Annotated in this window: 23 protein-coding genes; 4 read left to right on the forward strand and 19 right to left on the reverse strand. The window is 39.6% G+C overall.

The window, feature by feature from the left end; all coding sequences use genetic code 11:
* Positions 1-24: 24 nt before the first annotated feature.
* Entirely contained in the window at positions 25-789 is a 765-nt protein-coding gene (gene mtgA, locus OGI71_RS16540; protein ID WP_282250373.1) for a monofunctional biosynthetic peptidoglycan transglycosylase, read from the forward strand.
* A 157-nt stretch (positions 790-946) separates the two neighbouring features.
* On the opposite strand, the gene OGI71_RS16545 is transcribed toward mtgA, so the two are convergent.
* The 16 genes from OGI71_RS16545 to OGI71_RS16620 form a co-directional block, all read right to left on the reverse strand.
* Positions 947-1,405, reverse strand: coding sequence for an ABC transporter ATPase (locus OGI71_RS16545; protein ID WP_282250374.1), 459 nt, complete (start codon positions 1,403-1,405; stop codon positions 947-949).
* A 25-nt stretch (positions 1,406-1,430) separates the two neighbouring features.
* A complete protein-coding gene (locus tag OGI71_RS16550) occupies positions 1,431-1,976 on the reverse strand; it encodes a DUF420 domain-containing protein (protein WP_282250375.1) in 546 nt (181 codons plus the stop codon).
* A gap of 4 nt (positions 1,977-1,980) precedes the next feature.
* Entirely contained in the window at positions 1,981-2,712 is a 732-nt protein-coding gene (locus tag OGI71_RS16555; protein WP_282250376.1) for an SCO family protein, read from the reverse strand.
* Between the two features lie 12 nt (positions 2,713-2,724).
* Positions 2,725-3,102, reverse strand: a complete 378-nt coding sequence (locus OGI71_RS16560) for a cytochrome C oxidase subunit IV family protein (protein ID WP_112373816.1) — start codon at positions 3,100-3,102, stop codon at positions 2,725-2,727.
* 27 nt (positions 3,103-3,129) lie between these two features.
* On the reverse strand, positions 3,130-3,864 hold the full coding sequence (locus tag OGI71_RS16565) for a cytochrome c oxidase subunit 3 (RefSeq protein ID WP_120261491.1): 735 nt from the start codon (positions 3,862-3,864) through the stop codon (positions 3,130-3,132).
* 9 nt (positions 3,865-3,873) lie between these two features.
* Entirely contained in the window at positions 3,874-4,455 is a 582-nt protein-coding gene (locus tag OGI71_RS16570; RefSeq protein ID WP_108635990.1) for a cytochrome c oxidase subunit 3, read from the reverse strand.
* Complete coding sequence (gene cyoE / locus OGI71_RS16575) at positions 4,455-5,360, reverse strand: heme o synthase (protein ID WP_282250381.1); 906 nt, start codon at positions 5,358-5,360, stop codon at positions 4,455-4,457. The genes OGI71_RS16570 and cyoE overlap by 1 nt, the downstream gene beginning before the upstream one ends.
* A gap of 73 nt (positions 5,361-5,433) precedes the next feature.
* The gene (locus tag OGI71_RS16580; RefSeq protein WP_282250383.1) at positions 5,434-6,477 is read right to left on the reverse strand and encodes a COX15/CtaA family protein; all 1,044 of its coding nucleotides are present in this window, start codon (positions 6,475-6,477) and stop codon (positions 5,434-5,436) included.
* 80 nt (positions 6,478-6,557) lie between these two features.
* Entirely contained in the window at positions 6,558-8,429 is a 1,872-nt protein-coding gene (locus OGI71_RS16585) for a cbb3-type cytochrome c oxidase subunit I (protein WP_181390647.1), read from the reverse strand.
* Positions 8,430-8,457: 28 nt separating this feature from the next.
* Positions 8,458-9,795 carry a cytochrome c oxidase subunit II gene (locus tag OGI71_RS16590; protein WP_282250384.1) on the reverse strand — a complete coding sequence of 446 codons (1,338 nt, stop codon included), beginning with the start codon at positions 9,793-9,795 and terminating at the stop codon, positions 8,458-8,460.
* 43 nt (positions 9,796-9,838) lie between these two features.
* Complete coding sequence (locus OGI71_RS16595) at positions 9,839-11,074, reverse strand: quinol:cytochrome C oxidoreductase (protein ID WP_120261486.1); 1,236 nt, start codon at positions 11,072-11,074, stop codon at positions 9,839-9,841.
* A gap of 19 nt (positions 11,075-11,093) precedes the next feature.
* Positions 11,094-11,744, reverse strand: a complete 651-nt coding sequence (locus tag OGI71_RS16600; protein ID WP_120261485.1) for a cytochrome c — start codon at positions 11,742-11,744, stop codon at positions 11,094-11,096.
* Positions 11,716-12,252 carry a DUF3341 domain-containing protein gene (locus OGI71_RS16605; RefSeq protein WP_120261484.1) on the reverse strand — a complete coding sequence of 179 codons (537 nt, stop codon included), beginning with the start codon at positions 12,250-12,252 and terminating at the stop codon, positions 11,716-11,718. The genes OGI71_RS16600 and OGI71_RS16605 overlap by 29 nt, the downstream gene beginning before the upstream one ends.
* Positions 12,253-12,258: 6 nt before the next feature.
* Entirely contained in the window at positions 12,259-13,743 is a 1,485-nt protein-coding gene (nrfD, locus tag OGI71_RS16610; RefSeq protein ID WP_077437920.1) for an NrfD/PsrC family molybdoenzyme membrane anchor subunit, read from the reverse strand.
* Between the two features lie 29 nt (positions 13,744-13,772).
* Positions 13,773-16,787 carry a TAT-variant-translocated molybdopterin oxidoreductase gene (locus OGI71_RS16615; RefSeq protein ID WP_282250388.1) on the reverse strand — a complete coding sequence of 1,005 codons (3,015 nt, stop codon included), beginning with the start codon at positions 16,785-16,787 and terminating at the stop codon, positions 13,773-13,775.
* 37 nt (positions 16,788-16,824) lie between these two features.
* A complete protein-coding gene (locus OGI71_RS16620; protein WP_282250389.1) occupies positions 16,825-18,087 on the reverse strand; it encodes a cytochrome c3 family protein in 1,263 nt (420 codons plus the stop codon).
* Positions 18,088-18,468: 381 nt separating this feature from the next.
* Here OGI71_RS16620 and OGI71_RS16625 point away from each other — a divergent pair, with 381 nt between their 5' ends.
* Positions 18,469-18,897 carry a methionine-R-sulfoxide reductase gene (locus OGI71_RS16625; RefSeq protein ID WP_282256145.1) on the forward strand — a complete coding sequence of 143 codons (429 nt, stop codon included), beginning with the start codon at positions 18,469-18,471 and terminating at the stop codon, positions 18,895-18,897.
* On the opposite strand, the gene OGI71_RS16630 is transcribed toward OGI71_RS16625, so the two are convergent.
* On the reverse strand, positions 18,887-19,897 hold the full coding sequence (locus OGI71_RS16630; RefSeq protein ID WP_282250391.1) for a LacI family DNA-binding transcriptional regulator: 1,011 nt from the start codon (positions 19,895-19,897) through the stop codon (positions 18,887-18,889). The two genes, OGI71_RS16625 and OGI71_RS16630, sit on opposite strands and share 11 nt — an antisense overlap.
* 143 nt (positions 19,898-20,040) lie before the next feature.
* On the opposite strand from OGI71_RS16630, the gene OGI71_RS16635 reads away from it, so the two are divergent.
* Positions 20,041-22,323 carry a GH92 family glycosyl hydrolase gene (locus OGI71_RS16635; RefSeq protein WP_282250393.1) on the forward strand — a complete coding sequence of 761 codons (2,283 nt, stop codon included), beginning with the start codon at positions 20,041-20,043 and terminating at the stop codon, positions 22,321-22,323.
* Between the two features lie 77 nt (positions 22,324-22,400).
* Positions 22,401-22,727, forward strand: a complete 327-nt coding sequence (locus OGI71_RS16640) for a DUF493 domain-containing protein (RefSeq protein WP_223583831.1) — start codon at positions 22,401-22,403, stop codon at positions 22,725-22,727.
* Between the two features lie 38 nt (positions 22,728-22,765).
* On the opposite strand, the gene OGI71_RS16645 is transcribed toward OGI71_RS16640, so the two are convergent.
* Positions 22,766-23,032, reverse strand: a complete 267-nt coding sequence (locus OGI71_RS16645; RefSeq protein WP_282250396.1) for a hypothetical protein — start codon at positions 23,030-23,032, stop codon at positions 22,766-22,768.
* Positions 23,033-23,317: 285 nt separating this feature from the next.
* Entirely contained in the window at positions 23,318-25,504 is a 2,187-nt protein-coding gene (gene pnp / locus OGI71_RS16650) for a polyribonucleotide nucleotidyltransferase (RefSeq protein ID WP_120261476.1), read from the reverse strand.
* Between the last annotated feature and the right edge of the window lie 482 nt (positions 25,505-25,986).

Genomic DNA, 25,986 nt, shown 5'->3' on the forward strand with positions numbered 1-25,986 from the left:
TGTTTGCACAAATATTGTAATGATATGGCCATCAAGAGATCTGGTAAGCAAAATACAACCAGCAAGCAAAAAAATACCTTTAAGAAAGTTTCCTTCAATCCGTTGAAGTCTATCAAATCACCCATTCTCCGCATTATAAGTAGAGTTGTTCTTTATTTTATCGGTATTAGTCTTTTTTGGGTGATTAGCTTACGCTTCATTAATCCGCCTATTACCTGGTTAATGATTCAACGTGGTTTTGAACTTAAGGAACAGGGAAAAGGGTTTAAGTTAGAAAAAAACTGGTTGAGTTATGATGAGCTTTCGGATAATCTAAAGCTAGCAGCGATTGCAGGTGAGGATGCTCATTTCATGACACACTGGGGTTTTGACCTTAAAGGCATTCAAAATGCCATCAAGAAAAATGCACAGGGTAAAAAACTCCGTGGCGGAAGTACAATTAGTCAGCAGGTTGCCAAAAATGTCTTTCTCTGGCCGGGACGTTCCTGGTTAAGAAAAGGATTCGAGACTTACTTTACTGTCTTGATTGAAACATTTTGGAGTAAAAAACGTATTCTCGAAGTCTATCTCAATGTCATTGAAATGGGACAGGGAGTTTATGGAGCAGATGCAGCTGCTGAATATTACTTTAGCAAAACAGGAAGCAATCTGTCCAAAAAACAGGCCGCATTGATTATTGCGATCTTGCCAAATCCGCGCGAATGGGATGCCCGTAATCCTTCTGCTTATGTCAACAGAAGGGCGAATGCGATCGCCAAATATTTACATCATTACACTATTCCAGAATAATACCCCCTATTGGATCTTAGCATTAAATATGGAGATTTCAGTGATCTGGCACAGCAGATAGAATTCAGATAACTTGCTTTATCTTATTCATTGCTATCTCGTAACAACATAAAAAAACGCCATTGATGAAATGGCGTTTTTTTATATCCTCTTTTCGTTATGCGAATAATCTTTTGTGCCAGCTTTCCTTAAAAGGAACCACCCAAGCATTATCCAATTGATGCTCGTAGGTAATCGTATTATCAAACACAAGTGTGTTATCATTTATTTCACCAGCGGCCAATAACCTTTCAAAACCCGAACGATTGACTACTGCGACGACGCCGCTCGTGGACTTATACGCAAATTGCATACGATCGAAGAGTTGTACCCCGTACTTTTCTTCTATCCCTTTCAGAAAACGAACAGAGCTATCTACAGAGCAACCGGAAGCAGCAGCAATATCCTCGTCAACCTTTAGGATAATAAAAAGATGATCGCGAAGCTCAGCGGAAGCAGACAACGGCTTTCCATGAACCTTCCATTGTTCAGCAAAAGCGGCTAGTTCCACCGAAATTTGCTCTCCTTCTTCAACCGAAAGTATACGATCAGCCTGATAAATCCAAATACGTTTCATAAGTACACTCCTTTCTTTTATTAAATTAACCTATATAATAGGGTGAAATCATCAAATAAACAATGACACCTGTCACGGCAACATAGAGCCACATGGGGTAAGTAATCCGTGCAAGCTTTTTATGTCGCGCATACGATCCCGAGATACCTCTTACAAAAGTAAAAAGTACAAACGGTATAATTATAATAGACAAGAGAATATGCGTGATCAATATAAAGAAATAGATTGGTCTCAAAATTCCCTCACCCCCATATTTTGTTTCAATAGACGTCATGTGATAAGCTACATACATCGCCAAAAAAGCCAAGGAACAGGCAATACAACATTTGATCAAACGTTCATGCAGCGCTTTGTTACCTTTCTTTATTGCAGCTACCGCCCAAAACAGCAAAATCGCAGTAATACCATTGATCGTCGCATAAATAGGCGGCAAAAACGTCAATGGCTTCACATCATAACCTAATTTTTGTAGATTGACTGTAAACAATACGGCCACGACAACTGGTATCACAACAGAAAGCACCCAAATCCACTTACTGTATTTTTTCTCTTTGATAAGACTCTCTTCCATGTTTCTAAAATCTCTTTTGTTCTATCGTAGCGGGATGATTTCGGATCTCCTCCACCAACAATAATTTAATTTCATCTTCCAACCGATCAATATCCGTCTTGACATTGATATCATAGATACCTCTGATCCGTCCCTTTGTGTCAAGCAAAAGATAGTTGGATCCGATGATAAAAGGTTTTGTTTTGTCGTTACTTGCGATTGCATCCTGTAACAAACTCTCTTTGGCAAATTTAAAAATATCAACAGAAGGATCTGTCACAAAAAACCAAGATTTAGTCCAGGGTTTGTAAACTTTAGCATATTTCGCGAGCACCTCCGGAGTATCGTATGTGGTATCAACTGTAATGGAATACAGCTTTACCTTTTTATTATGAATAAAACGATTGGCGATCTGATCTAATCTTTTAATCATCGTTCTTGACAGCGATGCATCCCGCGAATACATCAGGTGAACGACCGAAAGTGTCGTATCATTATCCAATAACTGTACAGGCTTACTATCGTAATTAACGAAATTGACCGAAGGCACAGTATGATAGATTGTATCAGGGATATCCCGTCCCCATTTACGGTGCGTTGTTCCAGGAACTTCCTTCTTCCCAAAAATAGGTAGGGAAACGTAGCTATTGGAACCACTTTTATTTAGTATAAAATATAAAAATCCTGGCAATAAAAGAATTACTGCCAGGATCAATATAGTTTTAATACCTTTCTTTTGTCCAGTATTATTATCCATTATTCACTTTATCTATTTATTTGGAAACAATTGATGCTCCTGAAAAGCACCAGCCAAGAAACCTCCCTCAACTAACATCAGGACGATAAAATAAATAATAAAAATAAAGACTATTGCTACGGTAACGATGAAACTTGATTTTTCAAATTTCAAGTGCATAAAGAATGCAACGATATAATATGCTTTAACCAAAGTTAAAACGATATAAATAGTATTTACTAATGCACCTTTGGTTAAAATTTGCCAGTGGTGAACAAAACCTAATGCAATTAAGAACTCTAGACAAGTAAGCGCCAAAAGTACGCCAAATACTCTCCAGATGGCTTTCTTATCCATCCCACCTTCGTGAGCGTGCTCGCCGTGAGCGATATTATCTTGATATTGTGACATAGCGATCTAAAATTATTAATTCAGTGATTAGATTAAGTAGAAGAATGTAAATACGAATACCCACACCAAATCCACAAAGTGCCAATATAAACCTACTTTTTCAATCATTAAGTAAGAACCACGATTTTCGAATGTATTATTTAACGTCATGAAAAGAATGATGATGTTTAAAATAATACCAACTGTAACGTGGAAACCGTGGAAACCTGTAATCGTAAAAAACAAGTTTGCAAATTGCAACGCCGAAGTATAGGAAATATCGTGTGTAAAGTAAGGTAACAATGCCGTCTTAATTGCATCCCCCTCCAAACCAGTCGCTGGGTTTTTACCAAACCAGAATCCCATGTGGTGTAAGTGGGTCCACTCGATAGCCTGACAGCCTACGAAACAGATACCACCCAAAATCGTCCAAAGCATCCATTTAACGACTTCATTTTTTTGATTACGGTGGCCAGCTTCCACAGCCAAAACCATCGTTACCGAAGACATAATCAAAATAAACGTCATCAAACCAACGAATACCAAAGGTTGACCATGATCAGCAATACCCGGGATAGATTGGAAAATCTTATCAGGATCAGGCCATGTTGGGTGAGAAAAGCGTTGCGCGCCGTAATAAACCAAAAATGCAGAAAATGTGAAGGCATCCCCTACCAAGAAAAACCACATCATGATTTTTCCATACTCTAAGTTCCAAGGTGATTTTCCACCATTCCATGGACCAGTTTTTACCTTATCCAATTGCGATACTGTTGTACTCATTGTTTACTATTATTGATTCAAAAGTAAGAAAACATATATATAAATCCATAAAAGATCGAGAAAATGCCAAAAAATACTGGCAAGATCCATGCGGAAAAGATTGCCGTCCTTAGGAAGTTTGTTAACTCCTATAATCGCGCCAATCAAAACGATCAAACCCGCAATAATATGTGCCAAGTGCATCCAAATAAAAACGTAAATAAACGATTGGGATGCATTGTTATTCACAAAATAAACACCTCTTTCGATTAATACGTTCCAAGCATGTACCTGTAACGCAAAAAACACGATACCCAAAACAAAAGTGACCATCAACAATGCCTTTTGTTTGGAAGAATCACCATTTTTAGCCGCTTTATGCGCTAAAAACATCGTAAGACTACTTACCGCAATCACAATTGTGCTATACAATAGTGCATTTGGTAATAAGGTCTTGATCCCTTTGTCCACGCCACTCGCTGTGTATACAATGAAACCACTGGATAACGCAGCAAACATCATGAACATACCCAACATACCCAACCAAAGGTTGAATTTCTGAGCCTTTCTCTGTACTAACTTCTCGTCAGTCTGTGCTTGTATATCTAACATTATTTCAAAGGAATAAAGTTAAGCAATAATACGAGTTGTGTAACAGGTAAATAGATGAACGATGTAAACATAACTTTCTTTGCCGAAGGAATATCACAATTCTTAAAAAGCAAATAGCCATAATAACCAAACATCAATCCACCAATGACCGACACTATCGTAAACCAAATTCCACCAAAGCCAAAATAATAAGGTATAAATCCAGCAGGAATCATTAACAATCCTGTAATGAATACCATAAAGGCTGATATCTTATCACGTTTTGTAGTTGGTAACAACCTAAAACCAGCCAATTTATAGTCATCATCCACAACCCAAGCGATTGCCCAGAAATGTGGAAACTGCCATAAAAATTGAATCGCGAACAAAACAAAGGGAATAATAATAATTGCGGCTTCGTTGTGTCCACTGTAATAGGCCAGATCATCCTGTGAAAAGGCCGCATAATAACCAATTAATGGTGGAAATGCGCCCGGAAATGCCCCTACAAACACGGCTATTGGTGATTTTCTTTTTAACGGCGTATAGATGAATGCATAAAGTAGGATACAAAAAACCGACAGTAGGCCAGCGACAAAATTTAAGCGGACCAATACCAAGGTACCCAAGATGCCCATAAAGACACTCATTACCAAAGCTTGACCTGTTGTCATCCGACCAGAAGGTAGCGGTCTATCCTCTGTACGTTTCATCAACTTATCTAGATCTTTTTCGATGATTTCGTTAAAACCATTGGCAGAACCTGTTACCAGAAAACCACCTACAGTCAACAACAACCAATTGATCCAGAAAATTTCACCCTGTTGTTTTGATCCTATCAGAAAAGCAATTGACGCGGAGAATACCACCGTCAACGTAAGTCTTAACTTAACTAGCTTTTTAAAATCTGAAATAAATTCTTTCATAATTAAAAGAGACCTCCTACTACCAGTGTATTCAAACACATACTTTTTAACATAAACATCTCGAATTTCAAAATTAGTGCCTTTGCTTATTCAACAGCAACAACAGATAAAATTGAGCACCAAATAAAAGTGTCCCAACAACCAGATGCGTTGTCTGTGCAAATGCAGGTATTGCAAATCGAGCTAAGATAATTCCTGATAGCATTTGGATACCCACGAGGATCAACACGATCAAAGCAAATTTAAACTGCTTAGATCCCGTATTGAAACTAGTGCGGACCAAAAAGAATAATACAATAACTAAAATCAAAGAACAATATGCCAACCATCGATGTACTTCGAATTGTTGGCCAATAGCTGTTATAAAATCGGCACGGGCAATGTTGGAGCCAGTCAATAGATCAACTTCCTCCCGAACCCCTGTTCCGACGATCACCTGCGTTAACATCAACAAAATAGAGATCAACGCAAGACCTTTTAATACGCCTAAAGAACGATTAACCAATATGGTCTTGTCACGTAGTGTAACCGCTTTAAAGTATGTATATATACTGATACAAACAATTACAAGCGCCAAGAGCATATGTACTGTGATGATCCAGGGCATTAAATTGGTTGATACAACGATCGAACCTAACCAGGCCTGAATGACCACAACAAAAAGATTAACCACTGACCAAACAACGATCGAACTTTTTGATTTTATATACGTGAAGGAATAAATTGCGGTAAACAATAAACAAAATCCAGAAATAACTCCTACCAAGCGATTGATATACTCCGTCCAGGTCTTTGCAACATTAAATTCCTCATGCTGCAAAATACTTTTATCGGTACGAAGCTTATAAGCCATTTCCTTATCACCAAAAAATTCTACGATCTTGGCGAAACGTTCATTCTTTTTTGCTCTCCCTTCAATATAATGCTGTTCGTATCCTTGTGGTAATTGGGAAATATCTGTGGGCGGAATAATACGGTTAAAACATTTTGGCCAATCTGGACATCCCATACCTGAACCTGTACTCCGCACAACACCCCCAGCAATAATGACCATAAACAGTACGATAATCGTAACAAAATTGGTCTTTATAAATCGCTTTTCAGCAGCTGGAAACATAATACTACCCCTACCTCTTAAAATACAAACTTGTATAAAATAGAGTAGGTACAAGCCCTACTCTATTCTACTAAATCTTATTAGTCTTTTCTACCATTTTGAGCATTCCATTCTGCCTGGATACGCTCAGCTTCCTCATCTCCTTCAAAATCGTGAGGCAAATTCGAGCTCATCGTTTCAGAGAAAGGAACATCTTGAGGAATGAAATCCTCACCATGACCTGGCTTACTGTAATCGTAAGGCCAACGGTGTACTGTTGGAATTTCTCCTGGCCAGTTACCATGAATATGTTCTACTGGAGTAGTCCATTCCAACGTGTTTGATTGCCAAGGATTTTGTGTTGCTTTCTTACCGAAGAAGATCGAGTAAAAGAAGTTCCATAAAAATGCAACCTGTCCCAAAGCAGCAATAATAGCAGCCCAAGTAACTAATTGATTCACAGACACCCATTTTGCCATGAAAGCAAACTCGGTAAATGCATAATAACGACGTGGCACACCATCAATACCCATAAAGTGCATTGGGAAGAATACCAGGTAAGCACCAATGAAAGTCAACCAAAAGTGTAAATAACCCAATTTCGTGTTCATCATACGACCAAACATTTTAGGATACCAGTGGTAGACACCACAAAGCATACCGAAGATGGACGCAGATCCCATTACCAAGTGGAAGTGGGCTACAACGAAATATGTATCGTGCAAGTTGATGTCCAATGCCGCGTTACCCAAGAACAATCCTGTTAAACCACCGGAGATAAAGAAAGATACCAAACCGATAGCAAACATCATTGCAGGTGTAAAACGGATATTACCTTTCCACAAAGTTGCTAGGTAGTTAAATGCCTTAACAGCAGAAGGAACGGCAATAATCAACGTTGTGATCATAAATACACCACCTAAGAACGGATTCATACCTGTCACAAACATATGGTGACCCCATACGATAAATGACAATACAGTAATACCGATCAAAGAGTAAACCATGGCATGGTAACCGAAAATTGGTTTACGTGAATTTGTAGCAATAACCTCAGAAGTCAAACCTAATGCAGGCATAACTACGATATATACCTCTGGGTGACCCAAGAACCAGAATAAGTGCTGGAACAAAATTGGAGAACCACCTTCGTTAGGTAAAATCTGTCCTTGTACTACCAAGTCAGACAAATAGAATGACGTACCAGCGGCACGGTCAAAAATCAAAAGAACCACTGCAGATACCAATACTGGGAATGACAACATACCCACGATCGCAGTTAAGAAAAACGCCCAGATTGTCAAAGGCATTTTCCATAGATCCATACCTTTTGTACGCATGTTCAAAATCGTACTTACGTAGTTGATACCACCGATCAACTGAGAAGCGACGAATAGAACCATACTAACCAACCATAAAGTCATACCTGTCGCAGATCCAGCGATTGCAGTTGGTACAGCGGATAATGGTGGATAGATTGTCCAACCAGCAGAAGCAGGTCCGCTCTCTACAAAGAAAGAAGCGATCATGATTACTGATGCAATGAAGAACAACCAGTAGGATAACATATTCATAAAAGGTGACGCCATATCGCGCGCACCGATTTGATATGGAATCAATAAGTTACTAAATGTACCCGATAGACCCGCTGTTAACACGAAGAATACCATGACAGTACCGTGGATCGTCACCAAGGAAAGGAAAAACTCCGGCTTAATACGGCCACCCTCAGCCCATTTGCCCAAGAATACTTCTAATATAGGGAATTCTTTATCCGGCCATGCTAATTGGATACGGAATAATACTGATAAAAGCATCGCAAAAACTGCCATGATGATACCAGTGATCAAGAATTGCTTGGCAATCATCTTGTGGTCACCAGAAAAGATATACTTTCTGATGAATGATTCCTCGTGATGATGTCCGTGCGAATCGTGATGTTCAGCGCTATGCGATATTACTGTACTTGACATATTCGATTTTATATTCAAAAATTCTTAATTAGTTCAAAGATGCTGTAACTTGTACGCTATCCTTTTTTACATTAGCCGTCTTACCACTGAATTCCTTTTGTAGGTCTTCAGTAAAATATTTGTTTTGTTTAGCTAACCACTCTTTATATTGTGCCTCAGTTACAACCACCACTTTCTTTTGCATGTTCCAGTGAGCAGATCCACAGATCTTGTTACATAACATCACAAAATCATAGTTGTAGTCTCCCAAACGATCACGCATTTCTTCTGTTGTTACAGTAGGTGTGAATTGGAAATAGTTGGTCATTCCTGGTACCGCATTGATCTGAACACGGAAATCTGGAATAAAGAAAGAGTGAATAATATCTTTTGAAACGATATGGAAACGAACTGGTTTGTTTACAGGTAACCAAATCTCAGAACCTTGAATATCATCCCATGAATTTTTATCATTAAAATCGATACCGTAAGGATTTGTTGGCGTCGTCATTTTGTAATTACGTTTACCAATAACGCCGTCTGTACCAGGGTAACGCACATTCCATTGGAACTGCTCGCCCAATACCTCAATTTGTAATGCAGATTTTTGAAGATCCTCAGGAACATTTGTAATTGATCTCCAAGTAAAGAAACCGAACAATACCAATACTGTCAAAACTACAGCAGGAACGATTGTCCAAAGCTTCTCAATCGCATTGTTATGCGGATAATAATACGCTTGACGTTTTGCACGCATACGGTACAAAAATGTAAAAGTCATCAACAAAATATGTGTAATAACCAATACAAATGTTGTAATTGCAGTCGTGATGATAAACATGGTATCAATACGTTCACCATGTTCAGTTACCGCAGATCTCCAATATGCGGCACCCCAATGTACGTATGACCAGTAAACACCGTAAAGAAATACAACCAAGAAGATAAACAACAATGCCGATTGGAATGTGTTATTCGCAAATGGATTGTATCTACCATTCATTTTTCGTGTCAATTCGTAGATCGAAAGTACCTTGCCAATAACAGCAACGATTGTACAAATGACTAAGAATAATAACACATAGTATGTGAAGTTTTTATAAACCTGAGGGTCTATTTGCTTCACTTCTTCAACAGCAGGAGCAGCTGCGCCAGCTTCTGTAGTAGAGCTAGCAGATGCAACAGCAGCAGTACCTGCTGCCGCTGTTGTATCTTTTGCAACCGAATCCGTTGCTGCAGGGGCAGCTACTGCTGTAGTTGCCGCTTTAGCAGAATCAGATGCTACTGTATCTTGTTGACTTGCAAGAATAGGATTTGCAAAAAGCAGCCCTAGTGCAAGCACAAAACCCGAGATGGATTTGAATCTATTATTTAATTTAAAGCTCATTTCTTTTATAACGTTTTTACGTAACCTTCCTTTAAAAGTGAAACTATATTTGGTGATGCAAACTCTCATCCAAGAAAGGATGATTTTTAGGCACCAAGGCTTGTTTACTCAATTTGTTCATCACTAAGAATACAAACAAACCTAAGAAACCAAGTGCAGTTCCGATTTCAATGATACCAAATCCTCTATGTTCAGCAACAGTACCAGGCATGATCATGATGTAATAATCTAGCCAGTGACCTGCCAACAATAGAATCGCTACGAACAACATAACATTTTGTTTACGTTTAGCATCGCGATCCACTAATAGTAACAATGGTGCCACAAAGTTAATGATAATACTCAACCAAAACCAAGGTTTGTATTCAGGTTCCCAACGTTTGTAGAAATAAACTGTTTCCTCAGGAATGTTTGAATACCAAATCAACATGAATTGTGCAAACCAAACATAAGTCCAGAAGATGGAGAAACCGAACATCAATTTACCCAAATCGTGTAAATGATTTTCGTTTACCCAGTTCATATAACCTGCTTTCTTCAATACAACAACGATAATCGTGATACAACAGATACCACTTACCCACATTGCTGCAAAGTTGTACCAACCAAACATTGTAGAAAACCAGTGTGCCTCTAAGGACATGATGGTATCGAAAGACCAGATTGGTGTAGTAAAACCGAAGATAACCAAGAAGATTGCAGACAATTTGAATGATTTCTTGTAAGAAGCCAAACCGCCTTCTAAATCCTCTTTATAAGAAAGTTTCGCAAAAATAACTGCAAAAATGCTATATAGTCCCATAAATACAACTTGACGGATCAAGAAGAAAGGAACATTTAAATAAGCAGATTTACCTGCGATAATAGGGTCGTAATTTGCATTATTAGGGTCAGTAAGACCATCTGCATGCCAATGGTGATACAAGTTATGTGTAGTCAAACCTAAGCCTACAATAACCAATAAAATCAATGATGCAATTGGTAAAACACCCGCCATAGCTTGAGGTATACGTACCAGACCTGCAGACCATGCAGACTGTGTTACATATTGCAAAGCAACAAAGAATGTTCCTGCTGCACAAACACATGTAAAGTAATAACCCATCAATAACAAGTTGGCGTATGTACGCTCTACAGTAACGTGATCGCCCGAAAGCAACCCCATAGCTACAGCAGCTACGCCTAGTACAACAGCGATAATACTGAACATTTTAGCTTTGCCAGCAAACTCGTATCGCTCGTTGAAATTATAATCGTGATGATGACTGTGAGTTCCCATTTATATATCTGATGTTAGATTATTTCTTTTGTAATTCGTGAACATACATAACAACTTTCCATCTCTCTTCTGGAGACAATTGAGATGCATGCGATCCCATGGAGTTATGTCCATAATAAATCGTATGGTAAATCTTACCATCTGTCAAGTCAGCCATGAAACCACCTCTTGAAGAGTTCGCTTTATCCGTTCTGTGATAAGATGGTGGCGGCGGAAAGTTCTCTAATTGACGAGTACCTCTAGAATCAGTTACACTACGATCTTTCGTAAGAGGTCCATCCCCTTTACCTTCTACCCCGTGACATACTGAACAGTACGTAGTAAATAAAGCCTTACCTTTTTCAAGGTTTTCAGCATTAACAAGCAAAGGGTTTTTCACTTCAGCACCAGCACGTACATAATCCTCTAATGTATTGGCATACTCAAAACGAGTGAAACCAATTGGGTCTGTACCTTTAGGAGGTGCCTGTGCTGTTTTTCCATCAGCAAAATTCGCATTGGGCTGATCCGGATTGAAAGCAAGCGGATCGTACATGTTACGGGAAAATTCCAAACCTGTACTACGAGTCGTTTTGTCACCACAAGAAGAAACAAGTGCTGTCAATGCTACAGCTGCGCATACAGTTCCAAGTAAATTCTTCTTATTCATAGCTAACATATTTTCTATCATTGTACTTAACTTCAACAGCACCGGCTTCTTTCAATAAGCTATCGATCAAAGCGTGGTCTGCATTTTCTTTGGCATCTACTGCAAGGATGAAACGGTCATCTGTCGCTCTTAGGTCCATCACGCGAGGTGTACGTCCCGGGAACAAGTGGTTACGGAAGAAAAATGTAGCAACCATTCCCAAAGCACACAATAAGATCGTAACCTCAAATGTTACTGGAACAAAGTTTGGCATTGCAAATGATGGTTTACCACCGACATTCATCGGCCAATCGTATACCATGGTATAATACAACAAACTAAAACCTAATGTCGTTCCTAATGCTCCAAAGCAAAATGCTGCGATAGGCAAGCGAGAAGGTCTTACACCTAACTTCGCTTCGATGCCGTGGATAGGCATCGGAGTAAAGCAGTCATAAATACTTATATTGTTTGCTTGCAATTTGTCGATCCCATGCATCATGTCATCCGGATCCGCAAAACTACCTAATATATATTTTGTATTGCTCATTGCTGATTATTTTCTAACTGATAATTCTTTAATCTCTTCTTCTGTCACTGAATCATATTTTTCCAATGATTCTTGGAAGTACTCAACTTGCTCGGCAGGGAATGCACCTTCTTGAGCCAATTTAGTTTTGTGTTGTAATGACGATGATTTCAACAACAATTTAACTTCGGCAATTGCGATACCTGGCAAGAAACGTAAGAACAACAAGAATAAAGTAAAGAATAATCCAATTGAACCTACAAAGATACCTACGTCTGTCCAAGTTGGGTAGAACATTGCCCAAGATGAAGGCAAGTAATCACGGTGCAATGAAGTCACGATAATTACGAAACGCTCAAACCACATACCGATATTTACCACAATAGATAGAATCCATGAGATCGGAATACTTGTACGGATTTTTTTGAACCAGAATAATTGTGGAGAAATTACGTTACAAGTCATCATTGACCAATACGCCCAAGCGTATGGACCCAACATACGGTTCTCGAAAGCATACATTTCGTATTCTGAACGAGAGTACATTGCAATAAACAACTCTGTTAAGTAAGCCACACCTACGATAGAACCAGTAGTCATGATGATAATATTCATCGACTCAATGTGGAACATCGTGATGTAGTTCTCAAAGTTCATTACTTTACGTAAGATCAACAATAAGGTCTGTACCATCGCGAAGCCTGAGAAGATCGCACCCGCCACAAAGTATGGAGGGAAGATCGTCGTGTGCCATCCAGGAATAACCGAAGTTGCAAAGTCCATGGATACGATCGTGTGTACAGAAAGTACCAGTGGCGTTGAAATACCTGCCAAGATCAATGACACGATTTCAAAACGTTGCCAAGTCTTCACAGAACCATTCCAGCCGAATGATAATACAGAATAGATCTTTTGTTTTAATCCAGTAGCACGGTCACGGATAGTCGCGATATCCGGCAACAAACCACAGTACCAGAATACCAAGGACACTGTAAAGTATGTTGAGATCGCAAATGCATCCCATACTAATGGAGAGTTGAAGTTTACCCAAAGTGATCCAAATTGATTTGGAAGAGGGAAAATCCAATATGCCAACCAAGGACGACCCATGTGAGCTACAACGTATGTAGCCGCACAGATTACCGCAAAGATCGTCATCGCCTCTGCGGAACGGTTGATTGAGTTACGCCAGTTCTGGCGGAAAATTAATAATACAGCTGAAATCAACGTACCAGCGTGACCGATACCAACCCACCATACGAAGTCGGTGATATCCCAAGCCCAGCCTACTGTTTTATTCAGACCCCAAGCGCCGATACCTGTCCAAAAGGTATAACTAACGCTAACTACCCATAATAAAGCACCTAATACAGCAACGGTAAAACCAATCCACCATGCTTTATTTGGTTTATTTTCAACCGGTAGTAAGATATCATCCGTAATTTTTGCATACGTGATGTCTTTACCGGTCATTAATGGTTCTCTTAATATTGATTCGTTATGCGATGACATAGTATTTTTATTTCAAATATTGTACAAGATTACGCCTCAAAAGTGTTTCTAACTTTTGTCATATAACCGATACCCGGTTGAACATTGATTTCCTCAAGTACGTAATAAACACGCTCATTGCGCAATGCTTTGGAAACTTCTGATTCTGGATCATTCGCATCCCCAAAAATAATTGCATTTGCCGAACATGCTTGTTGACAAGCCATTTGGATATCGCCATCTTTAACTTTGCGATTTTCAATCTTAGCTTGTAATTTACCTGATTGGATACGTTGGATACACATTGAACATTTTTCCATTACCCCACGTGAACGCGTTACTACATCTGGATTCAACACCAATTGTGTAAACTCATTGTTCAAGTAGTTGTCAAAACGTGAATCATTCCAGTATGCGAACCAGTTGAAACGACGTACTTTGAACGGACAGTTGTTCGCACAGTAACGTGTACCGAAACAACGGTTGTAAGCCATATGGTTCAGACCTTCTGAAGAGTGTACTGTTGCCAATACCGGACATACAGTTTCACAAGGTGCGTGACCACAGTGCTGACACAACATTGGTTGGTGAACAACAGTGATATCTTCGAAATCCAATTCAGCTGAAGCTTTCGCAATCTCTTTCTCTTTTGTAAGATCTTGATCTTTACCTTCGATTGTATAGTAACGGTCGATACGTAACCAATGCATCTCACGACGACGACGAACCTCGTCACGACCTACAACAGGGATGTTATTCTCTACGTTACAAGCAACGATACAAGCACCACAACCTGTACATGCGTTCAAGTCGATCGCCATCACCCATTTGTGACCCGGTTGCTCATATTTGTTCCACAAATCGTACGTTTTGTGATTATCTGTAAAGCGTCCCGCCTCAGAGTTAGGATCTTTCAAATATTTCGCAAACGTAGTCTCACGAATCACGTTACGACCTTCGATGGTGTGGTGTGTTTGTGTTTGTGCCAATTGGTAAGTTCCAGAAGCTTTCGCTACAGTTGCTTTTGCAACACCTTGAACAGTACCGTTGATGATAGAAGCAAATGGGAATGCGTTTTTACCAACTTCATTACCTGCTTTACCAACTTTAGTACGACCGTAACCTACAGCAACTGAAACAGTTCCTTGTGCTTGACCTGGTTGTTGTACAACAGGCAATTCCAATTCAACACCATTTGCTTTTACAGTTACTTTACCATCTTCACCTAAGCCTAGTTTTTCAGCATCTTTTGGATTTAGGGCAGCATAGTTGTCCCAAGTTACTTTAGAGACTGGATCAGGCAATTCCTGTAAGTAAGCGTTGTTTGCGTAACGACCATCGCGAAGAGCAGAAGGTTCGTAAAGTTTCAATTCAAACTCACCAGTGATTGCTTTACTAGAAGCTTCGATTGCAGTCGCGGCAGCAGCAGCATTTCCTGTAAATGCAGGAGCAGTTGCAGCTTTAGCACCTTTATATTCAAAACCAGTTTGCAATACAGCATCCCAGTTTTTCGTAGAACCAGCTAAGATTTGTGTAGACCACAAGTTCTTAACAAAGTTGTACATATCTGTTGTGTTTCCTGCCCAAGTCAACAAGCTTTGCTCAACTTGACGCGTTTGGAAAACAGGATTGATTGTAGGTTGAACGATAGAGTACAAACCTTCTTTCGGGTTAGCATCACCCCAAGACTCCAAGAAAGTACTTGCAGGAGCGATCGCTGTCAATTCCGACGCAGTCTCATCAGCACGTTGTGCAAATGATAATGTGAAAGGAATCTGTTTCAAAGCTGCTTTTACATCATCCGCTTTGAAGTAGTCATATACAGGGTTGCTGTTCAAGAAGAATGCGACACCCACCTGACCACCTTTTGCAGCAGCTAAGAAAGCTTGGAAAGAAGAATCCGAACCTTGGTATTGTTTAGAATAGTTATCTAAATCAATGATTGTACCGTAAGCGCCCAATGCAACGTTGATTGCATTGACCAATACCTGAACATTCACATCATTAGAACCAGCAACAACCAGGGCAGCACCTTTGCTGTTCACCAATTCTTTTGCCGCTAGCGCTACACCTTTTTGTGCCTTTTTGTTTGCAGTCGCACCAGCTAATGTTTGACCGGTGATTGCATTATATAAAGCGACCAAGGTAGCACCTTCTTCCGAAGGTTTGATAGCAATACGCGCATCCGCATTTGTACCAGTCATTGAAAGACCAGACTCAAATTGCACATGACGTGACATTTTTCCATTTTTCAATGATTTATAGTCACGATTTTTAGCGTATTGTTGTGTATGTTCTTCACCTGCCAACCAAGTTCCTAAGAAATCAGCAGCAACTGAAACGATTACATTTGCTTTATCAAAATTGTATGAAGGAACTACAGCTTTACCAAAAGAAGCTTTATTTGCTTCGATAATACCGCTGTAAGAAACAGCATCGTATTGTACATGATTCGCTGTAGGGAATTTCGTTGCGAAAGCAGCGATAGCTGCCAAAGTTGAAGGACTGTTTACAGTATTAGAAACGATCGTAATTTGTTTACCAGAAGATGCAGCAGCAGTCAATGCTTTAACAACTTCCCCATCCAATTTAGACCACTCAACATCTTGACCTTTCAATTGCGCTTGCTTCAATTTAGATTCATCATATAAATCCAATACCGAAGCAGCAGTTGTTGAATCCAAACCTTGGTTCAAACCAATTGCATTAGGGTTAGGTTCAACATTGATAGGGCGACCTTCACGCGTTTTAACTAAGATACTTTGACCATTGAATGTCGACGTATAATAGTTAGGGATACCTGGAGTTACCTCTTCAGGTTTAATCAAATAAGGAACTGCCTTATGCACAGGAGTACGGTTACAAGCCGCTAAAGAAACAGCACCCAAACCAAAACCTAATGCTTTCAAGAAGTCACGGCGAGGAGTTTTAGTACTCAAGCCAGCTTCGTTTAATACATCTTCTACAGGAATAGATTCGGCAAACTCACCCTTGCTTCCCTCAACGAAAGCAGGAGTTTGATTTAACTCTTCCAAACCTTTCCAATATTTTTTATTGCTATCCATTTAAGCTGTATATAAGATTGCGTATTTCAAATAATTATTAATAGTGACATTTACCACACTCAAGACCACCGATCATGGCTGCAGTCATTTTCTCACCTTTCTTAATTCTTTCGTGTGCCTTGATCAAATCTTCATAATATTTATTATCTGATTTGATATCTGTCTTTTTGTGACAATCAACACACCATTTCATCGTCAATGGAGAGTATTGGTATACTTCTTCCATGTTTTGGATCGGACCGTGACAAGTCTGACACTCTACTCCTGCTACCACAACGTGTTGTGAGTGATTGAAGTAAGCGAAATCAGGCAAGTTATGGATACGAACCCATTGAATTGGTTTCGGATTGTTACCATAAGTACGTGTCTCAGGATTCCAATCCAATGCACGATAGATTTTAGCAATTTCTGGAGAGATCTCACCATCATAATGCTCCGACGCAGTGACTGTATTGTGGCAGTTCATACATACGTTAGCCGATGGAATAGAAGCATTTTTAGATTTAAATGCACCACCGTGACAGTATTGACACTCTATTTTATTTACACCAGCGTGGATTTGGTGTGAGAACTTGATTGGCTGAACAGGTTTGTAACCTTCGTGAACACCGACGTTCCACATCGTCTTCCAACCACCTACTGCCAATAAAGCAACAAGCATCAACACGGTAAATCCAACCAATTTTTTGTTTTTAACGAATGCTTTCGCAAACTTCACAAAACGTTGATTATCCTCAGGTTCCTCTTGCGCAGCAATAGCTTCCTGATTCTTAGCAATTACATTTTCTAAGGTACGGATCACACGGTTCAACACCACGATCACAACAACCGCCAAAACAACAACCGCGATCAAGCCCAAGATCATGAACATGGATGCATTATCATCTTTTGCAGCAGCGCCACCAGGAGTATCACCTTTCGGCTTCTCTACTGAGGCATCTTTGATAAACGCAATTACCGATTTAATCTGATCGTCAGATAAATCCGTAAAAGAAGTCATCACAGATTTGTTGTACTCTTCAAAGATTTTAACGGCCTCAGCATCACCTGTAGCAATTAAAGCTTGAGAGTTACGGATCCATTTAATCAACCATTCTTCAGATTTCGTATCTGGAACTCCTTTCAAAGCAGGCCCAACTACTTTTCTGTCAATGGCGTGACAGGATGTACACTTAGATTTGAAGATTTTTTCACCTTCCTTGACATCTTGCGCATGCAACGTCGTAACGGCAAATAATAGCATCAAACTCGTTGACACCACCCTCGCAAGGCTTCCCAAAACGGATGAGATAGTTCTCATATTTAGCACTTTATACTATTTATTTGTGAATGTAAAAAATTAACTCCCATGGTTAAAGGAGCCACTACCCCCCTAACAATGCCACAAAAGTATGATTTATTAACAAATCGCTGACAATTTTGTGACCTTTAATATCAATTTATAATCATTCTAAACAATTGCGTTTAAACCACATTAAATCCCTATTATGCGAACGAAGTACATCAATTGCCTTAACTTTTCATCATGGTACTCCCATCAAATATAAGACATTACCATGACAATTTAAAATACCTGAATATCAAGATCATTCCGCGCTAAAAAAACTTTTTCCCATATTAATTCCGTAACTTTATACGTATGAAAGCGCTATTATATAGCTACTGTATCTGCTTGTTCCTAATGGGCTATTCCTGTCAGGGTCAGCAGAACATTAAACAGACTACAAAAATGGAAACGAATAAAAAACACAACCCGTTAAGCAAAGAAGAAGAATATGTGATTGTGCATAAAGGGACGGAACGTCCTTTTACGGGTGCACTTTTGGAAAACAAAGTGAAAGGAACTTACATTTGTCGACGTTGCGATAGTCCGCTGTACCGTTCGGAATCAAAATTTGAATCTGGCTGTGGCTGGCCAAGCTTTGACGATGAGATCCCTGAAGCAATCACGCGGATCACGGATGCAGATGGACGCCGTACGGAAATCCTCTGTACCAATTGTGGTGCGCATTTGGGGCATGTTTTTCTTGGGGAAGGTTTCACGGCAAAAAACACGCGCCATTGCGTCAATTCTATTTCAATGAAATTCGTAGCGGATACTACAAAGTAACCTTTGCTTTCGTCGACTCACGAATTTTCAATTCACAAGGCAACACCATCTTACGTGTTGCTTTTATTTTGCCCTGCAGACGGAGCAAAAGTATGTTGATCAGATTTTCTGCAATCTCCTTGATCGGCTGTGAAACAACAGTGATGGATGGTTCCAGTAATTTAAATACGGTATGATCATCGAAGGCGATCATTGCCGGCATGACAAAATTATATTTCTTCGAAGCTTTTAATCCAGAAATCGCCAGATAATTGGTCGAAAATAAAACAGCATCCAAACGGTTTTCACAAATAAAATCTTTTAGGGATTCCATTGCTTCGTCATCCGACGCATCCATCTGCACCTTCTGAATAAAACTTTGTTGCTTATTATTATCCATCGCTTTCAGGTATCCCTCCGAACGCTCCTTCATCTGGGTCTGATCCGAGTATAGAGACACAAAGCCGATACGCTTAAACGCCTGTTGACATAAATGACTGGTCGCATCAAAAGCCCCCTGAAAATTGTCTGCGCCAACATAGTCTGTCTCCAGATCCGGAAAATAGCGGTCAAAAAGTACAACAGGAATATTACTTTGCTGTAATTGTTTGACTGTATCCTCCAAACCATCTGAAGGCGTAATGATAAAACCGTCAACCTGACGATCGTAAAACATCTGGATCAGTTCCTTCGCCTTCTCGACATCGTTATTCGTACTACAATAAATAATGCGGTATCCCTGCTCGTAGACTTTGCTTTCGATCAGACGCGCGATATTGCCAAAGAAAGGATTCGAGATGTCTTCGATAATCAAACCTAAAATCTTGGTTTTTCCGGTTCGTAAGCTTTTCGCCAATTCATTTGGCTTATACCCTACTTTCTTGACATAATCCAATACGCGCTTGGTCAACGCTTCGCTGATACGCTTCTCTTTTGCCTTGTCATTCAAAATAAAGGATACTGTAGTTACAGAAATTCCCAACGCCTTTGCGATATCACTGATCAGAATACGTTTCTTCATGTAGAGTAGGTTTGTTAAGTTTTTATTTCGAAGATTACTAAAGTAAAAAATTTAACGACAATTTACTAAAATAATAATAAAATTGCGCTAAAAGGTTTTATTTACTAATTTTAAGCAGTTTCAAATACCCGAACACAAAACCTATGACAGGAAATAAACTCATCACAACAGTGTTGGGCACGCTAATTTTACCATTTTGCGTTCAAGCTCAGCAAAATTTAACACAATATGTCAATCCATTTATTGGATCAGCAGATCACGGACACGTGTTTGTCGGAGCCAATGTACCACTAGGTGCGGTACAACTTGGGCCAACCCAAATTCCACAGATCTGGGACAAATTCAATGGCTGGGATTGGTGCAGCGGCTACAATTACAAAAGCCAGGAAATATTGGGTTTTACCCACACCCATCTGAGCGGAACAGGTATAGGTGACCTCAATGATCTTATGATCGTTCCGGCGAATGGCAAGCTACAATTGACACCTGCAGAATTCAACAAAATGAATACCGGTTATGGCTCATCATTCAAAAAAGAAAATGAAGTCGCTAAGCCCGGATTTTACAGTGCCTATCTGGATGATTATAAAGTTCAGGCCAATCTCACTGCAACGGAAAGAGTTGGTTACCATCAATACCGATACGAAAAAACAGACAATGCTCATATCTTAGTTGACCTAGGTTATCACATCAATTGGGACAAACCAACCGATACCTATATCAAACAGATCAATGATTCTACATTCGTTGGTTATCGTTTCTCCACAGGCTGGGCCAGTGACCAAAAACTGTACTTTGCCATAAAAACTTCGCAACCTATCCAAAAGGTTAGGTTCTTTGATGGCAAAGACGAAAAATTCGGTCAGATGACCTTCAAAGGACAAGCGATCAAAGCAGCGCTTTTCTTTGATGCGACTAAAAACAAGAACATTGAACTGAAAGTCGGTATTTCACCCGTCAGCTCGACCAATGCCTTAAATAATATCAATGCAGAGATTCCGGGTTGGAATTTTGAGAAAGTAAAACAAGAAGCCGATCAACGTTGGAATAAAACCTTGAACAAAATCCAGTTTGAAGCAGATAAGGATACAAAAACAATCTTCTATACTGCTTTATACCACACTTACTTCGCCCCTACGATTTTCAACGATGCAAACGGCGATTATATGGGTACGGATAAACAGGTGTACGAAAAGCAAGATTTTGTAAATCATACCGTATTCTCCCTTTGGGATACCTATCGTGGGCTTCATCCACTGATGACCATCCTTGAGGACCGTAAGATCAATCAGGATTTTATCAAAACGATGCTTGCGATCTATCAACAACAAGGGAAATTACCGATGTGGCATTTACAGGGTAACGAAACCAACACTATGGTTGGCTTGCCAGCCATTCCGGTCATCGCAGATGCCTTCTTAAAAGGAATCATCGACGAGAAGGATTATCCTTTGGTGTGGGAAGCCGTCAAAACAACCGCTATGGGCAATGACCATGGATTGAAATTTGCGCGCGACCTGACTTATATTCCTATTGACAGTATGCCGAATGAATCTGTAGCTTGGGCATTGGAATATGCTATCGCCGACTTTGGCGCTTATAAAATTGCAGAGAAATTAGGAAAAACAGAAGATGCTGCTTATTTCAAAAAACGCTATAAACTATATGAGCAATATTTTGATAAAGAAGTTGGTCACTTTGTTGGTAGAAAAGCGAACGGTGAATTCCGCAGACCTTTTGATCCATTAATGGCCAAGCACCGTGAAAATGATTACTGTGAAGGAAATGCATGGCAATATACCTGGTTGGTACCACAAGATGTGACAGGTTTGATCAATCTTTTTGGCGGCGAACAGCAATTTTTAAAGAAACTGGATTACTTCACAACCATGTCTTCGGATCTCGGTGGAGAAGCTTCTCCAGATATCTCAGGGCTAATCGGCCAATACGCACAGGGCAACGAGCCCAACCACCACATCCCTTACTTATATGCATATGCAGGGCAACCTTGGAAAGGTGCAGCTTTGGCGCGTAAAGCGATGACCGATTTCTATACAAATACACCGGCAGGACTTTGTGGTAACGATGACGTCGGTCAGATGAGCGCATGGTATGTATTCTCCGCGATGGGATTCTATCCATTGAATGCCATGAGCGGTGTTTATGTATTTGGTTCGCCGATGATGGAACATGCCAACATCAATTTGCCAAATGGTAAAACGCTAGCGATAACAGTCAAAAACCAAGGTAAAGCAAACCAATACATCAAATCGATTAAATTGGACGGAAAACCTTACACCAAGACTTTCATCACACATGCGCAATTGCTACAGGGAGGTCAGATGGAAATTGAGATGAGCGCTACGCCGAACAAAAACTTCGGAAAAAATAAATCCGACAGACCCACAAGCGTTGACAATAATTAACTGAAAAATTGTCAGCAAAACATTCATGGATTAATATTTGTTAATACCTTACTATATAAAATTAAGGAGAACAAAAAATGGCAGATTACAAAAACATCAATATACAAGACATCCCTGATGGTGGTGAGAATCCAAAAGACTTCTATGAAAGCTTCAAAGAAAGATTAGAAGATTTGGAGACCTTTCCAAAAGACTATACCTATAAGTTCATCTTACCAAAGGATCAAGATCATTTCAACCAGATCCAACAAGTATTTGATGATACCGATGCACGGTTTGACTTCAAGGATTCCAAAACAGGAAAATACACCTCGATCACAGTCAACCTGAATGTAAAAGATGCAGATCAGGTCATTTACTTCTACAAAGAAGTTGCCAAGATAAAAGGTGTTATTATGCTATAAAAACAAAACAGGCTGTCGAAATGACAGCCTATTTTGTTTTATTCTTTAAGATGCTCCTGCTTCACCAAATCCTTCCGAACAATCAATTCTTCTATCGCTACTTTACCGAACAATTCTTTGGGAACCTTTAGTTTCAAAAGATAACATATCGGGCGCCCCGATTGAATCCCCGGGCTCCATCTTTTTTGTATTCTTAGAAAATCAAGTAGAACCAGATCTTTAGAACCGCCTCTCCTATCCAATAGTATCCCGTCTTTTTCGACAAGTACCTCAAATATATGATCAGCATGGATCGCTTTGTCCAACCGACCTTCCTTCCCCCTTAGCTTCTTTTAGATAATGTAACCAACGGATCTTAAAGTTCTCCATCCCATCCCTTGGCTCAAGAAAGATATCAACTGTATTAAAGATCCTTCCTGTATCAGCAGGTGTTAGCACCTGTGCAACAACAGGAACGCATAATATAGACAACAAAAGAAGACTCCATAATCGAATCATAAGCTCAGATATATAGCTAAAGCTAGTCAATATTTAGCGTACAAAAAAAGCCCGCTAATAGCGGGCTTTTTTATATTTGTTTAAGAACAAGCTTATTCCTGACCGGCACCAGCTACAGGAGCTTCGCCATTCGGGTTATCTTGTTTTGGCTTATCTTCTCTTGGAGGGCGAGGCAATAAAGCTTTACGTGAAAGTTTCATTTTACCTTGCTTGTCGATATCCAACAATTTAACTGTTACTTTATCACCTTCTTTGAAGATTCCGTCCATTGTTTCAAGACGTTTCCAGTCAATTTCAGAGATGTGTAACAAACCATCTTTACCCGGCATAATCTCTACGAATGCACCAAATGGCATAATTGATTTTACTTTACCTTCGTAAGTTTCTCCGATCTCCGGTTTAGAAGCAATCGCTTTAATACGACCTACAGCATCATCAATAGCTGCCTTGTTATCTGCGAATACCTGAACAACACCTTTATTATCAACTTCTTCGATAGAGATTGTTGCACCAGTTTCACGTTGCATTTCTTGGATGATCTTACCACCTGGGCCGATCACAGCACCAATAAATTCTTTATCGATCAACAATTGAACAATACGAGGTGCATGTGGTTTGTAGTCTTCACGTGGAGCAGAAATGGTTTTCTTCATTTCACCTAAGATGTGTAAACGGGCTTCTTTCGCTTGATCCAAAGCCTGTGTCAACACTTCCCATTTCAAACCATTGATTTTTAAGTCCATTTGACAAGCAACGATACCTTTCTCAGTACCCGTTACTTTAAAGTCCATATCACCTAAGTGATCTTCATCCCCTAAGATATCCGATAAAATTGCATATTTACCAGTTTTTTCATCAGAGATCAATCCCATTGCGATACCAGATACAGGAGCTTTCAACTTCACACCAGCATCCAAAAGAGCCAATGTACCAGCACATACAGTCGCCATGGAAGAAGAACCATTGGATTCCAAAATATCAGAAACCACACGGATTGTATATGGGTTTTCGTTATCGGCAGGTAATACTTGTTTCAATGAACGCATCGCCAAGTTACCATGACCAACTTCACGACGACCAGGACCTCTGTTTGGTCTTACTTCACCTGTAGAAAATGCGGGGAAGTTGTAGTGCAGGATAAATTTGTTATAACCGTTGATAAAAGCACCATCAATCATTTGCTCATCGTCTTTAGCACCTAAAGTAACCGACGTTAATGATTGTGTTTCACCACGTGTGAATACAGCAGAACCGTGTGCCGCTGGCAAGTAATCCACTTCAGACCAGATTGGGCGTACAGTACGCACGTTACGTCCATCTAAACGCATGCCTTCATCTAAAACTAGATTACGGACAGCATCATACTGAACATCGTGGAAATATTTTTTGAATAAGAATGCGGTATCATCATCCAATTCTTCAGGCATTGTTGCTCTGTATTCTTCTGCAATTTTTGCAAAGTTTTCAGAACGGTCATGTTTTGCAGAAGCTGATTTTGCAATTGCGTATACTTTATCATAAGTAGCAGCAAAAATAGAATCTCTCAATTCAAGGTTTTCAGGCTCGTGATTATACGCACGTTTCACAGTTTTACCGACCAAATTAGCCAATTCTACCTGTGCAGCAACTTGTTTTTTGATAGCCTCATGAGCAAAAGCAATTGCTTCAACCATTTCAGCTTCTGAAATTTCTTTGGCTTCACCTTCCACCATACCGATATCCTGAGCAGAACCAGCAACGATAAATTCTAAAGTTGCATTTTCAAGTTCAGATAATTTTGGATTGATGACCAATTGACCGTCGATTTTCGCTACACGAACTTCTGAGATAGGACCGTTAAAAGGAATATCAGAAACTGCAATTGCAGCAGATGCTGCCAGACCAGCTAAAGCGTCAGGCATAATATCTTTATCAGCAGAAATTAAGCTGATGGCAACTTGTGTATCTGCGTGATAGTTTTCAGGGAATAATGGACGTAATGCGCGATCTACCAAACGAGAAATCAATACTTCATAGTCTGACAATCTAGCCTCACGACGTAAGAAACCACCTGGGATACGACCAGTAGCCGCATATTTCTCTTGATAATCTACTGAAAGTGGTAAAAAATCAACACCAGATTTAGCTTCTTTGGCTGAAACGACAGTTGCAAGCAACATCGTATCACCTTGTTTTAATACTACAGCACCATCAGCTTGTTTCGCTAATTTTCCTGTAGACAATTCGATTTGGGTGCCATTACCCATATCGATGGTTGTTTTAATTTCGTTGTAATTCATTTAATCTTGTTTTTGACACGCTTTTCATCTTGTTGGCAGCGTGCCGATATTTTAAATACGTTAGATTTCAGCACAAAGGTAAATTAAAATATTAAGATTAATGCAATTAACGGTTAGCTAAATACGCAAAGCCAGTACTAAGGCCACAGGGAGGTTATGCAACCGTCGTCATTCTTTGAAAATTTGCTTTAAAAAAGCACCCTATCAACACATCAACTTATCAAGCCAGAAATCGTGATTTTTAAATTTGGGTATTTTCGTTACACAAGTGTAGCTTTATCCCTTTTTTCCTCTTTTAATTTTTAGAGAACAGCATTAGGATCAACTAGTGATCAAATTAGCCTTTTTCACAGTACTTGTTCAGTGCTCGTTCAGTGTTTGCTCAGTGATAACTCAGTAAAGACTGAATAATCAGTGACTGATCACTGTCTAAAAATTGATTGAAAATTGTTATTAGGTATAATGTGGTATTAGGATGTTTC

It is taken from the genome of Sphingobacterium sp. ML3W (genome assembly GCF_029542085.1).
GTDB lineage: Bacteria > Bacteroidota > Bacteroidia > Sphingobacteriales > Sphingobacteriaceae > Sphingobacterium.

What these genes read in the sequence shown, in the direction of transcription:
- OGI71_RS16590 (WP_282250384.1), bottom strand. Translation starts at nt 9,795, where the DNA reads ATGAGCTTTAAATTAAATAATAGATTCAAATCCATCTCGGGTTTTGTG.
- OGI71_RS16585 (WP_181390647.1), bottom strand. Translation starts at nt 8,429, where the DNA reads ATGTCAAGTACAGTAATATCGCATAGCGCTGAACATCACGATTCGCAC.
- OGI71_RS16625 (WP_282256145.1), top strand. Translation starts at nt 18,469, where the DNA reads ATGGGCTATTCCTGTCAGGGTCAGCAGAACATTAAACAGACTACAAAA.
- OGI71_RS16605 (WP_120261484.1), bottom strand. Translation starts at nt 12,252, where the DNA reads ATGAGCAATACAAAATATATATTAGGTAGTTTTGCGGATCCGGATGAC.
- OGI71_RS16550 (WP_282250375.1), bottom strand. Translation starts at nt 1,976, where the DNA reads ATGGAAGAGAGTCTTATCAAAGAGAAAAAATACAGTAAGTGGATTTGG.
- OGI71_RS16580 (WP_282250383.1), bottom strand. Translation starts at nt 6,477, where the DNA reads ATGTTTCCAGCTGCTGAAAAGCGATTTATAAAGACCAATTTTGTTACG.
- OGI71_RS16555 (WP_282250376.1), bottom strand. Translation starts at nt 2,712, where the DNA reads ATGGATAATAATACTGGACAAAAGAAAGGTATTAAAACTATATTGATC.
- mtgA (WP_282250373.1), top strand. Translation starts at nt 25, where the DNA reads ATGGCCATCAAGAGATCTGGTAAGCAAAATACAACCAGCAAGCAAAAA.
- cyoE (WP_282250381.1), bottom strand. Translation starts at nt 5,360, where the DNA reads ATGAAAGAATTTATTTCAGATTTTAAAAAGCTAGTTAAGTTAAGACTT.
- OGI71_RS16630 (WP_282250391.1), bottom strand. Translation starts at nt 19,897, where the DNA reads ATGAAGAAACGTATTCTGATCAGTGATATCGCAAAGGCGTTGGGAATT.
- OGI71_RS16615 (WP_282250388.1), bottom strand. Translation starts at nt 16,787, where the DNA reads ATGGATAGCAATAAAAAATATTGGAAAGGTTTGGAAGAGTTAAATCAA.
- OGI71_RS16620 (WP_282250389.1), bottom strand. Translation starts at nt 18,087, where the DNA reads ATGAGAACTATCTCATCCGTTTTGGGAAGCCTTGCGAGGGTGGTGTCA.
- OGI71_RS16640 (WP_223583831.1), top strand. Translation starts at nt 22,401, where the DNA reads ATGGCAGATTACAAAAACATCAATATACAAGACATCCCTGATGGTGGT.
- pnp (WP_120261476.1), bottom strand. Translation starts at nt 25,504, where the DNA reads ATGAATTACAACGAAATTAAAACAACCATCGATATGGGTAATGGCACC.
- OGI71_RS16545 (WP_282250374.1), bottom strand. Translation starts at nt 1,405, where the DNA reads ATGAAACGTATTTGGATTTATCAGGCTGATCGTATACTTTCGGTTGAA.
- OGI71_RS16600 (WP_120261485.1), bottom strand. Translation starts at nt 11,744, where the DNA reads ATGATAGAAAATATGTTAGCTATGAATAAGAAGAATTTACTTGGAACT.
- OGI71_RS16570 (WP_108635990.1), bottom strand. Translation starts at nt 4,455, where the DNA reads ATGTTAGATATACAAGCACAGACTGACGAGAAGTTAGTACAGAGAAAG.
- OGI71_RS16595 (WP_120261486.1), bottom strand. Translation starts at nt 11,074, where the DNA reads ATGGGAACTCACAGTCATCATCACGATTATAATTTCAACGAGCGATAC.
- OGI71_RS16560 (WP_112373816.1), bottom strand. Translation starts at nt 3,102, where the DNA reads ATGTCACAATATCAAGATAATATCGCTCACGGCGAGCACGCTCACGAA.
- OGI71_RS16565 (WP_120261491.1), bottom strand. Translation starts at nt 3,864, where the DNA reads ATGAGTACAACAGTATCGCAATTGGATAAGGTAAAAACTGGTCCATGG.
- OGI71_RS16635 (WP_282250393.1), top strand. Translation starts at nt 20,041, where the DNA reads ATGACAGGAAATAAACTCATCACAACAGTGTTGGGCACGCTAATTTTA.
- nrfD (WP_077437920.1), bottom strand. Translation starts at nt 13,743, where the DNA reads ATGTCATCGCATAACGAATCAATATTAAGAGAACCATTAATGACCGGT.